The following is a 12193-nucleotide window of genomic DNA, read 5'->3' as shown; positions in this document are numbered from 1 at the left end:
CGGCGCCGTCCGACTCGCAGGCGCGGCGACCGCGTCACAACCGGCCTCCTCCGCACCCCCGCGGAGGAGGTCAGCGGCGGGCGGCTTCGAGGAGGGACTCGGCCGCGGCGGTCCGGGCGTAGAGGACGGAGCGGCCGGCCCGGTGGGCACTGACCAGGCCCGCTTCGCGCATCGCGGTCAGATACTGGGAGACACCGGGAGCGGAGAGGCCCGTGCGATGGGCCAACTGTGTGGTGGAGGCCGGGATTTCCAGTTCGGTCAGCAGCAGGGCCCGCGAGCGGCCGAGCACGGCGGAGAGGGCGTCGGAGGGGGTGGCGGGCCGCGTCTGCCAGAGCGAGCCGACACCGCGCGCGGGATAGGCGAGTTGCGGTGGATCGGGCAGCGTCGTCCGGGTGCGCAGTCGCGGTCCGGTGAAGGCCGAGGGGATCAGCAGCAGGCCGGTGCCTGCCGTCGCGCGGGCCAGCGGCTGCTTGCGGCCGGACATCCGCAGCGCGCTGCCGTCCCAGCTCAGCGACGTGTGCAGGTCGTTGAGGAGGTGGCCGGTGCCGTGCTCGGCGGCCGCTCGGGCCCGGTAGAGGATGTCCGCCTCCAGTACGGACCGGATCCTGGCCCAGTAGGGGGCGAGTGCCAGCTCCCAGTACGTTTCGATCTCCTCGGTGACCTTGGCCAGGCGGGCCCGCGGGTCGGCGTGCAGGGTGCGCAGCCGGGGACCGAGGCTCCCCTGGTGGCGGGCCAGGTGGTCGAGGTCCTGGCGTACCCGGTCGGCGTGCGAGGTCCGGATCGCGTCCCGTTCCGACTCCGCTGTGGGGGCCGGGGCGGCGGGTGCGGGGTTCAGGAAGTCGGGGACGTAGCCCGTGGGCGGGATCAGCTCGGACAGCCAGCCCCGGTCCAGCCCGGCGGCCAGCAGACGCGGCCGTACCTGGTCGGCCCAGGTCCGGTGGACCGGATGTGTGCTGCCGGAGACCAGCAGCCGGAAGCTGGGCGCTATCTCCCACATCGGCGAGACGGCGAACCGTACCTGCGCCAGGTCGCTCGCCGAGAACGCCAGCTCCGCCACGACGACCACCCCTTGTTGGATTCAGGTATGCCTTAATCAATGGCGGCCACCCTACCGCGCGGACATCATCGCGCCATGACTTCACAGACGACCAACGCGGCGGCATCCGGCACCTGGACGCTCGGCGACCGCACGGTCAACCGGATCGGCTTCGGCGCGATGCGGCTGACTCAGCACGGCGAAGCGTTCGCGGCCGACGCCGCCCCACGCGACCGGGACCAGGCGATCGCCGTGCTTCGTCGCGCGCTCGACCTGGGCGTGAACCATATCGACACCGCCGCGTTCTACTTCTCACCACTGCGCTCGGCCAACGAGTTGATCAACAGGGCACTGGCCCCCTATCCGGACGACCTCGTCATCACCACCAAGGTCGGCCCCGGCCGCGATCCCTCGGGCCAGTGGCTGCCGCACGCCACCCCCGCGCAGCTGCGCGGCCAGGTCGAGGAGAACCTGCGCCAGCTCGGCCGCGACCACCTCGACGTGGTGAACCTGCGCATCGTCGGCACCGACTCCATCGCCGAACGCTTCGGCGCGCTCTCCGAACTGCGCGCGGCAGGACTCATCCGGCACCTGGGCCTGTCCAATGTCCGCCCCCACCACCTCGCCGAGGCCCAGGGCATCGCTCCGGTGGTCTGCGTCCAGAACATGTACGGCCTCGGCTCATCACCCGAGCAGAAGGAGCTTGTGGACAGCTGCGGTGAGCAGCGCATCGCGTTCGTGCCCTTCTACTCCATCGCCGGCACCGGACGCACCGCCGGTGCGACCGCCGACCACAGCCCTCAGGTGCAAGCCGTCGCTCGCGCCCGCGGCGTTAGCGCGGCCCAGATCCGGCTGGCGTGGACCCTGAACCAGGGCTCCCACGTCCTGGCCATCCCCGGCACCGGCGACCTCGACCACCTCGCCCAGAACGTCGCCGTCGCCACTCTGCGCCTGTCCCGGGATGAACTCGCCGCCCTGGATCCCCTTCCCGCGAGAGGGTATGGACGCGTGTGCCATGGCTCCGGAACCGGTGCTGACCGGCACCGATAGACTCCTCGTCATGGTTCGAGCGTCCCGTGGTGCGGTGACCCCCGGGATGTGGCGGCGTGAGGCGGGCACGGTGGTGCGGCCGGCCGCACCGGTCCCGGAGGCGGCGGCGGGTGCCATCCTCGCCGGGTCCCGGATCGTCCCCGGCCCCACGGAGTGGTCGCCGCACTCGCACTCCCTGCACGAACTCGTCTGGGTGCGCGGGGGAACGCTGACGTCCCGGGTGGGGGACCGGGTGCTGACCGTGGTCGAGGGGCACGGGCTCTGGATGCCCGCGGGGATGGTCCACGGGGGCCGGGCGACGGCGGGCGCCGAGTTCTCCGACGCCTTCTTCGCCCCCGAGCGCACCCCGTTCGCGTTCGCGGAACCCATGGCGATCGCGATGACCCCCTTGCTGGAGTCGCTGCTGACCTATCTGGCCTCCGCGCGGCTCGACGCGGAGGCCAGGGCGCGGGCGGAGTCGGTCGTCTTCGATGTGATCCGGCCCTCGGAGCGTCAGTTCGCGTTGCAGCTGCCCGGCGATCCGAGGATCGACGCCATCGCCGAAACCCTGCTGGACGATCCCTCCGACGGCCGCTCGCTGGAGGACTGGGCGCGGCGGCTCGGGATCAGCGACCGCACGATCACGCGCGCCTTCCGGCAGGCGACGGGTCTCTCCTTCGCGCAGTGGCGCCAGATGCTGCGCGTGCACCGGGCGCTGATGCTCCTCGCCGAAGGCTTCGAGGTGACCACGGTTTCCGAGGTGCTCGGCTACGCGCAGCCCAGTACCTTCATCGTCGCCTTTCGGCGGGTCACGGGAGTCACGCCGGGTGCGTTCTTCGACGCGGCCGCCGGACCGTCGCGGGATGTCCGGAATCCCGTATCGCGTGACCAGAACTCCTGATTGTCCACCCGGCAAGCGGAATGCTACCTTCACGGAGTTAGGTAACCCTTAGTTGGTGCTCGCCGCGCAGGACGCTGTCCGTGCGTGGGCCGGCGCGCGTCCTGTTCCGGTCGGACCGGACGGCGGTTACCGCGGTCCCCGCCCCTCCGATCGTCCGGACACCGTCATGCTCACAAGCCCCTTCCGGTCTGCCGGAGAACCCGCGGCCGCCCCTGCCGCCGCCCCGGTGGCCGCGCTCATCGGGCACGACCTGGTGCTGCGCTACGGCGGCAAACCCGTCGTCCACGGTGTCTCGGTCGCGCTGGAACCCGGCCGTGCGACCGCCCTGGTGGGGCCGAACGGCAGCGGGAAGTCCACGCTGCTGCGGGCGCTCTCCCGGCTGCACCGGCTGGACGGCGGCCGGGTGACGCTCGGCGCCCCCGAGGGAGAGCCCGAACGCGACGCGTCCCTGCTCAGCTCCCGTGGGTTCGCCCGCGAGGTCACCCTGTTCTCCCAGTCGAGGCCCGCTCCCCAAGGGCTGACGGTCGCCGAGGTCGTCGCGTTCGGGCGCCATCCCTACCGGCGTGGCTTCGCCGGGCCGACCGCGGAGGACCGGACCGCCGTCGACCACGCCATGGGGGTCACCGGAGTGCGCGACATGGCCGCGCGGCAGGTCGGAGAACTCTCCGGCGGGGAGATGCAGCGTGTCTGGCTCGCGGCCTGTCTGGCCCAGGGCACCGACGTCGTCCTGCTGGACGAGCCGACCAACCACCTCGACCTGCGCTACCAGTTCGAGACGCTCGACCTGGTGCGGGACCTCGTCGAGGAACACGGCATCGCGGTCGGGATCGTGCTGCACGACCTCGACCAGGCCTCCCGTGTCGCCGACACGCTCGTCCTGATGCGCTCGGGCCGGGTGTACGCGGCGGGCGCACCCGCGGACGTCCTCACCGCCGAGAACATCGGTGAGGTCTACGACATCCGCGTCGAGGTGGCCGTGGACCCACGAACGGGGCGGCTCCGCATCGACCCACTCGGACGCCACCTCTCCTGACACGGCGACACCTCTCACCTGCCACTTCTCCCGAATACGGCGGTACCTCCCCGGAACGGCACTTCGGCCGCTCCGGGGAGGTACAGGGCCGGCCTGAAACACCGACGCACCGTCCCCGCGTCGACCACCCCTCACCTGTGAAAGAGGAACCCCTCATGAACCGTGCCCGTCGCCTGGCGGCGTCAGCCGCGACCGGGATCGCCCTGCTCGCCGCAACGGCCTGCGGAACGACCGACGTCGACAAGGCAACGGCCGGCAGCAGCGCCGCCGCGTCCCCCGCGTCGAAGGACTGCGCCCAGGACACCACCACCCCCTCGACGGAGCCCGTCTCCTTCAAGGACGGCGTCGGCCGGCAGGTGAAACTCGACAAGCCCGCCAAGCGGATCGCGGTCCTCGAATGGCAGCAGGTCGAAGACGCGCTGACGCTGTGCGTCACCCCCACCGCCGTCTCCGACGCCAAGGGATACCGCACCTGGACCAGCGCGGAGAAGCTGCCTGCTGGCGTGACGGACATCGGCACCCGCGAGGAGCCCGACCTCGACACCCTCTACGCGGCCAAGCCCGATCTCATCGTCGTGGAGGCGTTCGACGCCAAGGACGAGACGATCAAGAAGCTGGAGAAGCGCGGCGTCCCCGTGATGGCCACGCGTGGGGCGGACCCGAAGGACCCGATCGGGAACATGCGCAAGGTGTTCAGCATGATCGGCGAGGCGACAGGACGCACGGAGCGGGCGGACCAGGTCCTCAAGGAGTTCGACCAGCACCTCGCGACGGCGAAGCGGCAGGTCACGGAGGCGGACCTGCCGACGAAGGACTTCCTGTTCTTCGACGGCTGGCTCGAAGGCGGCAACCTGACCGTACGCCCCTACGCGAACGGCGCCCTGTTCACCGAGATAGGCAAGGAACTCGGCATGACCCCGGCGTGGAGCAACGAGATCAACAAGAAGCACGGCGACGGAGGCGTGGACGCCGCCTACGGCCTCGCGCAGACCGACGTCGAGGGACTCACCGCCGTGGGCGACGCCAACCTCTTCTACGCCAACGACGACGGCGCCGGCGGATACGTCGCGGCGCTCAACAAGAACCCGATCTGGAAGAAGCTCCCCGCCGTGAAGGAAGGCCGCGCCCACGCGTTCCCGGCACGGGTCTGGGGCGCCGGCGGCCCGCGCTCCTGCGCGCAGGCGATCGACGCGTACGTCGACGTACTCGACAAGAAGTGAGCACGGTACGCACAGCGGCACCCGGGGCCGGGCCGCTGCCGGGCGCGAAGCGCGGCGGCAGCGGCCCCGCCGGGGCGGCCGTCCTGGCCCTCCTGCTCGCCGCCACCGTCCTGGTCGGCCTGTGGCACCTGACCCAGGGGACATCGGGCGTCGGCGTCGGCGATCTGGTACGCCACCTCGCCGGGGGACACGAGAGCGCGGACGGGGCGCCCGTCGGCGAGATCCTCACCGGATCGCGCCTGCCGCGCCTGTTCGCGGGCGTCGCGGTGGGCTTCGCCCTCGGCTGCGCCGGCACGCTGCTCCAGTCCGTCACCCACAACACGCTCGCCTCGCCGGACACCCTCGCGGTCACGGCCGGGGCCTACTTCACCCTCACGCTCGTCGCCGCCTTCGGCCTCGCCGTCCCGCTGTGGGCGTCGGGCGCCGTCGCCTTCGCCGGCGGCCTCGTCGCGGCGGCACTCGTGCTGCTCCTCGCGGGCCGTGCCGCGGGCACCGCGGGCACCCGCCTCATCCTCGCCGGATCCGCGACCGCGTTGGCCCTGGACGCGGCGACCGGGATGCTCCTCATCCTGTTCAACCAGAACACGACCGGTCTCTTCGCCTGGGGGAGCGGCTCGCTGGCGCAGCTGAACATCGACGCGTCGGTACGCGCCGCACCGCTCGTCGTCGTGGTGCTCTGCGTCGCCCTGGCACTGTCCCGGCGGCTGGACGTGATGAACCTCGGCGACGACGCCGCCGCCACCGTCGGCGTGCCGATCCGGACCACCCGGGTGACCGCCGTGATCTGCGCGGTGCTGCTGACCAGCACGGCGGTGACCCTCGCCGGCCCGATCGGCTTCGTCGGTCTCGGCGCGCCCGTCGTGGCCCGCCTGATCGCGGGGCGGGTTCGCGCCCTGCGCCGGCACCTGCTTCTGATCCCGGCGGCCGGACTGCTCGGCGCGCTGCTCGTCCTGCTCGCGGACGCGTCCCTGCGCGCGGTGCAGGGGGCTGACGGGGCCGCCTCCATCCCCACCGGCGTGCCGACCGCGCTGCTCGGCTCCGTCGTGATCGTGGTCCTCGCCCTGCGGCTGCGGGACACGGGCGGACTCCGGCAGCCCCCGAAAGCGCGGGTCGCCGCACGCTCACGCCGTGCCTTCCTCCTCGTCACGTCCGGCGCGGTGGCCCTGCTGGTCGCGGCGGCCCTCACCGCCGTCCTGGCGGGAAGCCTCTGGCTGCGGACCGGGGACATCGTGCTCTGGCTCCAGGGCGCCGCCCCGGACCTGATCGGCCAGGCGCTCGACGACCGGGTCCCGCGCGTGACCGCCGCGATCCTCGCGGGCGCGGCGCTCGGACTGGCCGGCTGCGTCGTACAGAGCTCGGTGCGCAACCCGCTGGCGGAGCCCGGGGTGCTCGGCATCTCGGCGGGCGCCGGCCTCGGCGCGGCGAGCGTCGCCACCTCGGGTCTGTCCGGCAGTCGGCCGGTGCTCATCGCGGTCGCGGTCACGGCGGGGCTGGCCACCTTCGCGCTGATCGCCCTGCTGGCCCGGCGCGGCGGGTTCCTGCCCGACCGGTTCGTCCTGATCGGCATCGGCATGGGGTACGGACTCAGCGCCGTCACCACCTTCCTCCTGCTGCGCGCGGACCCGTACAACACGCCCCGGATCTTCACCTGGCTCTCCGGGACGACCTACGGCCGCACCTTCCCCGACGTCGTCCCGGTCGCGGTGGCCCTGGCTCTCGCCCTGCCCGTACTGCTGTTCATGCGTGGCCGGCTCGATCTGCTCGCCGTCGATGAGGACACCCCGCGCATCGTCGGCGTCAAGGTGGAGCGCACCCGCTTCACCGCCCTGTCGATCGCCGCGGTCCTCGCGGCCCTCAGCGTGATCGCCGTCGGCGTCGTCGGTTTCGTGGGGCTCGTCGCCCCGCACCTCGCCCGTTCCCTGGTGGGTGCCCGGCACGGCCGCGCGATCCCGGTCTCGATGGTGCTCGGCGGGCTGCTGGTGTGCGTGGCGGACGCCCTCGGCCGCACGGTCGTCGCCCCCGCCCAGGTGCCGGCGGGCCTCATGATCGCGTTGGTGGGCGCACCGTACTTCGTGTGGGTGCTCCGGAAGTCCGGCGCGTGACCCGGGGGAGGGGCGGGGCCCGCGCCGACAGGTTCGGGCTGCTCCCTCCCCCCTTTCCAAGTCCACCCCGTCCCCGTCCCCCCGTCCCTTCAGGAGCACCGGAATGCTGCCCCATCAGGAATCGCCCACGCGGCCCGCTGAGCCCGTGCGGGGTGCCAACAGCATCGTCGTCCCCTATGAGCCCGACGCCCCGCCGGCTCAGCTGGCGGGCCTCGTCGGCCGTGAGGTGTCGGAGCGCTGGCGTACCGTCGACCGCTCCGCCCACGCCCCTCACCTCGTGGCCGTTCCCGGAGCCGACGGTGAGCGCTGGACCGCTGCTGCGCTCGTGACGGCCCGTCCGGACACGGCCTACCTGAAGATCGTCGATGCCGTCGGTGACGTACGCGCGGCCGTAGAAGCCGTCGTCGCCCACGCGAAGCGCCGATCACTCGCGCAGGTCAAGTGGGAAGGGTGGACGGCGCGTCCCGAGGACGTCGCCGCCACCGGCTTCGCGGCCCTGACCCAGCCGCTCACGCAGCCGGAGGGCGCGGCGGGGCCGGCCGCCGGATACGTCCGCTGGCTGTGCGACGGCATCACGACCGCACCCGCGTACTACGGGCAGACCACGCACTTCACCTGCGGCGCCGTCACCGCTCTGGTCGCGCAGGCGCACGCGGGCGCGCTGGAGTGGGAGACGCTCGACCGGCAGGCGGAACTGACGCTGTGGCGCGACGCCACCAACTTCCTCGCGTGCGAGCCCGTCGGGCTCGGCGTCGCCCTGCGCCGGGCCTGGCCCTCGTCCCCGGTCACGGTCCATCTGGACACCGACCGGCCGGTGTTGCTCGGCCACCTCCAGGAGAGCGACCAGGAGTGGCGTGCCCTGCTCCAGAGCGCCTCCCGGACGGAGGCGGAGCGCACCGGTGTCCCCGTTGACCCGAGCCGCCTCTCCCTCGCCGCGATCCGGGACGCGCTCGGCCGGCGCGAGCACGTGCTGCTCCTGCTCTCGCTCGCCCGGATGCAGGGATTCGACGTGCCGCACTGGGTGCTGTGCCACGGCACCGTTCCCGGCGCCATAGTGATCGAAGACCCCTGGGCCAACGCGACGACGGGGGACACCTGGGTCGACGCCCACCTCCTGCCGGTCCCCGACGCGTCACTCGGCACGATGTCGGTGATCGCGCCGGAGGACTTCCGGGGAGCGGTGACCATCGGGCGCCCGGACGGGCGGGACGCGGCGCCATCCTTGTGAACGAACACCATGACCGACCGTGCCGGTACGGCGAGAGGGAAGCGACAGCGATGGAGATCCGACCCACGACCGATGCGGACCTGGACGTCTTCGTCGACACGGTCCACACAGCGTTCGGGCTGTTCCCGGAAACCCCCGTCGCGGCCGGCGGACGCTGGTGGTCCGCGCTCGAAATGGAGCGCGGCCTGCTCGCCCTGTCCGAGGACGGCCGGCCCGTAGGCACCGCCGCCGCGTACTCCTTCGAACTCACCCTGCCCGGCCGGACCCTCGCTCCGGTCTCCGGGGTGAGCGCGGTCGGCGTCCTGCCCTCGCACCGGCGGCGCGGTGTGCTCGGCGAGCTGATGCGGCGCCAGCTCTCCGACGTACGGTCCCGGGGTGAGTTCCTCTCGGTGCTGCTGGCTTCCGAGGCTCCGATCTACGGCAGGTTCGGCTACGGGCCCGCGACCTTCACCACCCGGCTGACGGTGCCGCGCCACCGGGCCGCCCTCGCCGTTCCCCGGGCTCCCGGTACGGCCGACGCACCGGCGACCGGAACGGCCGGCGGAACGGTCGAGGTGCTGCGGCGTGCCGAGTGCGGCGAGATCCTCGAAGAGGTCTACGACCGGTACCGGCGTGCCCAGCCCGGCGCGCTGTCCCGGCCGCACCGCTGGTGGGCCCTGGGCGCGGGGCAGTCGCCGGTCTCCTCCACGCCGCGCTACGTCGCCGTCCACCGGGACGCCGACGGGGCGGCGGACGGGTACGCCAGCTACTCGATCGGCGAGCACACGACGTTGACGGTCGACGAGACCATCGCCACCGACGACGCGGTCTTCACGGACCTGGCCCGGTTCGTACTCGGCCACGACCTGGTCTCACAGGTCGTGTTCCGGCACGTCCCGCCCGAGCACCCGCTGCGCTGGCAACTCGCGGACATCCGCGCCGGTGAGATCGGCGACCACGCCGACTGGCTGTGGGTGCGTCTGCTCGATGTCCCGCGCGCCCTGACCGCACGCGGCTGGTTCGCGGACGGTGAGCTCGTCCTCGATGTGGACGACCCGTTCCTCGGCGAGCGTGGCCGCTATCTGCTGACCGTCCGCGCGGGCGAGGCAGCCTGTGTCCCCACGGACCGGCAGCCCGACCTGGCGCTGGACGTGCGCGACCTGGGCTCGCTCTACCTGGGAGGCATCGCCCCGAGCACGCTCGTGCGCGCGGGACACATCCGGGCCTGCCGACCGGGCGCCGCCGCCCTCGCGGACGCGCTCTTCCGTACGGAGAACGCACCGCACTGCCTGCACTGGTTCTAGCCAGACGGCTCAGGGAGTCGATCCGGCCGGTCGTCTCCGTACGGCGTCGGCGATGACCGCTGTCACCAGCTTGTTGACGGCCTCCGTGGACGGCGGCCCCGCGGAGCTGTCCGCGAACAGGAGATGGCCGCCGCCGACCAGGGAGAGGGTGAGCGAGTCGATGTCGGCGTCGGCCGCGATGCGGCCCAGCTCGCGCTCGGCCGCCAGGCACGCGGAGACCGTGGTCGTCGCCTGGGCCAGGATCGCGATGCCGCCTCCAGGCATCGCCTCCCGCAGCCGTGCGCGCAGCTCGTCCCGGAAGGTGATCAGCGGGATGATCGCCACCGGAACCGGGCCGAAGAGGGTGGCCAGCGCAGAGGTGAGGTTGTCCGCCACCGTGCCGGTGCCGACGGCCCCTGCCAGCGCGTCCGACTCCCGCTCAAGCCGCGCCGCCCGGTCGAGCACCAGGTCGACGAGGAAGGCGTCGAAGTCGCTGAAGTGCCGGTGCAGGACGCCCTTGGCGCAGCCCGCCTCGTCGGTGACGGCCCGGCTGGTCAGGCCGTTCGCCCCGGCCCGCAGAAGCACGCGTTCGGCAGCGTCGAACAACTGCTGCCGCGCGTCGCGCATGTGTACCCCGGTCGGCACGTGCGGCTCCTCCCGTGCGGTCTGCCCGTCGGCACCCGTTGTCCAGTGGGCATGCGCCCACTATGGTGGGCGCATGCCCACTCTACCGCGAGAACAGTCTGAGCCGGCCCCGCAGGAGCCGCACCGGGCCCGGCGGATGGCGGAGTCGTTCGGTGTGGACGCGCACCGCTACGACACGGCCCGGCCCGGATACCCGGACGCGCTGGTGGCACGGATCGTCGCCGGGAGCCCCGGACGCGAGGTGCTCGATATCGGCTGCGGCACCGGCATCGCCGCCCGGCAGTTCCAGGCCGCGGGCTGCGCCGTGCTCGGCGTCGAGCCCGATGCGCGGATGGCCGACTTCGCGCGGGCGCGCGGGCTGCCGGTCGAGGTGGCGGCGTTCGAGGCCTGGCAGCCGGCCGGGCGGAGGTTCGACACGGTCGTCGCCGCCCAGTCGTGGCACTGGGTGGACCCGGTCGTCGGCGCCGCGAAGGCGGCCCGCGTGCTCCGTCCGGGAGGACGGCTGGCGATCTTCGGGCACGCGTACGAGCCACCTGCCGAGGTGGCCGAACCGTTCGCCGCCGCGTACCGCCGGGTGGTGCCCGACTCCCCGTTCAACGGCACGCCGTCCCGGCGGCCGCTCGATCTCTACCGGGCGGCGTACGCGAAGTCCGCCGACACGATCCGCGGGACCGGACACTTCGAGGAGCCCGAACAGTGGCGGTTCGACTGGCGGCGGTCCTACACACGCGGCCAATGGCTCGATCTGCTGCCCACCACCGGCGGCCTCACACAGCTCCGTCCGGAGCAGCTGGCCGAAGTACTGGACGCGGTCGGGGCAGCCATCGACTCCCTCGGCGGGCAGTTCACGATGGAGTACACCACCCTGGCCGCCACCGCTGTGCGTGCCGGAACTTCTTGAGGCCGTCCGTCCGTTCGTACCGCAGGCCGGAATATCTCCCCGGTCCTCGGCGGGATCCGGCACCGCCGCGTGAAAGCGCTCCGGAGCGCGGGGGCGGGAGCGATACTGATCGTGACAGCCGTTCCGCCGCCGGGCCGGCCCGGCGGGGCGCACCATTGTCGATGTCTCCGAGGGGAGCCGTTCATGACCACGGCGAAGGACCTGTTCACGATCGCCACGGACCCGGGGCCGAAGAATTCCGTGGGCCAGGGGGACCTGTCGCTCGCGCTCGCGGGAGCCGAGCTGATCGATCTCATCGGGGTGGAGGCGGTCGCGGTGGACGGTGACCGCATCGTTCCGGGTATGGCACCGGCGCAGGACGACCGGCTCATGGGCGAGGCCGTCGAGGCGCTCGTCCGGCAGGCGCCCTACGAGCGGATCGAGGACTGGCTGTGGCGCCGGGGCCGGGACCTCTCGGCCGCGTACCAGAGCGCCCTGGAGGAGGCCGGTGAGCTGACGCCGAAGCGCGGCGGCCGGCTCTCCTTCGGCTCCCAGCGCGTGGAACCGGCCGACACACCCGCGCGCCGCCGGGCAGCCGAGCGCTGGGAGCAGCGGGAGCCCGTCCTGACCGCCCTCGCCGCAGTCGTGGGCCTCGGCGGCGAAGACGCCGACGAGGAGCCCGGCTTCGACGACGAGGCGGTGACGACCGTCGTGGCCATCGTCCACGACGCGGTGATGGAGCTGGAGGCCGTTCGCCAGCGGAGGTCCATCGAGAACGCGGCGTTCGCCAACGTCTGGCGCGGTCCGTGAGCCGGGCGGCGGGGGAACGCTAGCGGGGGGTGCACGGCCGAGCGGGA

The 12193-nt window shown here is 72.8% G+C and carries 11 protein-coding genes; 9 read left to right on the top strand and 2 right to left on the bottom strand.

Features of this window, described 5'->3' with window-relative positions:
• Positions 1-70 precede the first annotated feature (70 nt).
• Complete coding sequence (locus ACFVQ0_RS29335) at positions 71-1048, bottom strand: ArsR/SmtB family transcription factor (RefSeq protein WP_390092262.1); 978 nt, start codon at positions 1046-1048, stop codon at positions 71-73.
• Positions 1049-1132: 84 nt separating this feature from the next.
• On the opposite strand from ACFVQ0_RS29335, the gene ACFVQ0_RS29330 reads away from it, so the two are divergent.
• The 7 genes from ACFVQ0_RS29330 to ACFVQ0_RS29300 all read left to right on the top strand — a co-directional run bounded on the left by ACFVQ0_RS29330 (position 1133) and on the right by ACFVQ0_RS29300 (position 9832).
• The gene (locus tag ACFVQ0_RS29330) at positions 1133-2086 is read left to right on the top strand and encodes an aldo/keto reductase (RefSeq protein WP_390092203.1); all 954 of its coding nucleotides are present in this window, start codon (positions 1133-1135) and stop codon (positions 2084-2086) included.
• 10 nt (positions 2087-2096) lie between these two features.
• Positions 2097-2966 carry a helix-turn-helix domain-containing protein gene (locus ACFVQ0_RS29325; protein WP_390092202.1) on the top strand — a complete coding sequence of 290 codons (870 nt, stop codon included), beginning with the start codon at positions 2097-2099 and terminating at the stop codon, positions 2964-2966.
• Positions 2967-3132: 166 nt separating this feature from the next.
• Positions 3133-3999, top strand: a complete 867-nt coding sequence (locus ACFVQ0_RS29320; RefSeq protein WP_390092201.1) for an ABC transporter ATP-binding protein — start codon at positions 3133-3135, stop codon at positions 3997-3999.
• Between the two features lie 155 nt (positions 4000-4154).
• A complete protein-coding gene (locus tag ACFVQ0_RS29315) occupies positions 4155-5219 on the top strand; it encodes an iron-siderophore ABC transporter substrate-binding protein (protein WP_390092200.1) in 1065 nt (354 codons plus the stop codon).
• Complete coding sequence (locus ACFVQ0_RS29310) at positions 5216-7321, top strand: iron ABC transporter permease (RefSeq protein ID WP_390092199.1); 2106 nt, start codon at positions 5216-5218, stop codon at positions 7319-7321. Before ACFVQ0_RS29315 ends, ACFVQ0_RS29310 begins: the two co-directional genes overlap by 4 nt.
• Before the next feature lie 103 nt (positions 7322-7424).
• On the top strand, positions 7425-8549 hold the full coding sequence (locus tag ACFVQ0_RS29305) for a peptidase C39 family protein (RefSeq protein ID WP_390092198.1): 1125 nt from the start codon (positions 7425-7427) through the stop codon (positions 8547-8549).
• A 50-nt stretch (positions 8550-8599) separates the two neighbouring features.
• Positions 8600-9832 carry a GNAT family N-acetyltransferase gene (locus ACFVQ0_RS29300; protein ID WP_390092197.1) on the top strand — a complete coding sequence of 411 codons (1233 nt, stop codon included), beginning with the start codon at positions 8600-8602 and terminating at the stop codon, positions 9830-9832.
• Positions 9833-9841: 9 nt separating this feature from the next.
• Here ACFVQ0_RS29300 and ACFVQ0_RS29295 read toward each other — a convergent pair whose 3' ends face one another.
• Positions 9842-10456, bottom strand: coding sequence for a TetR/AcrR family transcriptional regulator (locus ACFVQ0_RS29295; RefSeq protein ID WP_390092196.1), 615 nt, complete (start codon positions 10454-10456; stop codon positions 9842-9844).
• Positions 10457-10529: 73 nt separating this feature from the next.
• Between ACFVQ0_RS29295 and ACFVQ0_RS29290 the strand changes: the two genes are divergently transcribed.
• Positions 10530-11357, top strand: coding sequence for a class I SAM-dependent methyltransferase (locus ACFVQ0_RS29290; RefSeq protein WP_390092195.1), 828 nt, complete (start codon positions 10530-10532; stop codon positions 11355-11357).
• Between the two features lie 183 nt (positions 11358-11540).
• Positions 11541-12146 (top strand): GPP34 family phosphoprotein, encoded by a 606-nt coding sequence (locus tag ACFVQ0_RS29285; RefSeq protein ID WP_390092194.1) that lies wholly within the window; start codon positions 11541-11543, stop codon positions 12144-12146.
• Positions 12147-12193 lie beyond the last annotated feature (47 nt).

Origin of the sequence: Streptomyces sp. NPDC057900 (genome assembly GCF_042887885.1) — a bacterium.
In the GTDB taxonomy this organism is placed as follows: Bacteria; Actinomycetota; Actinomycetes; order Streptomycetales; family Streptomycetaceae; genus Streptomyces.
The sequence above is the reverse complement of the archived record's forward strand: the minus strand, read 5'-3'. Positions and strand labels throughout refer to the sequence as shown.

Excerpts from the sequence above, each read along its gene's own strand:
- ACFVQ0_RS29320 (WP_390092201.1), top strand. The coding sequence starts at position 3,133 with ATGCTCACAAGCCCCTTCCGGTCTGCCGGAGAACCCGCGGCCGCCCCT.
- ACFVQ0_RS29330 (WP_390092203.1), top strand. The coding sequence starts at position 1,133 with ATGACTTCACAGACGACCAACGCGGCGGCATCCGGCACCTGGACGCTC.
- ACFVQ0_RS29305 (WP_390092198.1), top strand. The coding sequence starts at position 7,425 with ATGCTGCCCCATCAGGAATCGCCCACGCGGCCCGCTGAGCCCGTGCGG.
- ACFVQ0_RS29315 (WP_390092200.1), top strand. The coding sequence starts at position 4,155 with ATGAACCGTGCCCGTCGCCTGGCGGCGTCAGCCGCGACCGGGATCGCC.
- ACFVQ0_RS29325 (WP_390092202.1), top strand. The coding sequence starts at position 2,097 with ATGGTTCGAGCGTCCCGTGGTGCGGTGACCCCCGGGATGTGGCGGCGT.
- ACFVQ0_RS29300 (WP_390092197.1), top strand. The coding sequence starts at position 8,600 with ATGGAGATCCGACCCACGACCGATGCGGACCTGGACGTCTTCGTCGAC.
- ACFVQ0_RS29285 (WP_390092194.1), top strand. The coding sequence starts at position 11,541 with ATGACCACGGCGAAGGACCTGTTCACGATCGCCACGGACCCGGGGCCG.
- ACFVQ0_RS29290 (WP_390092195.1), top strand. The coding sequence starts at position 10,530 with ATGCCCACTCTACCGCGAGAACAGTCTGAGCCGGCCCCGCAGGAGCCG.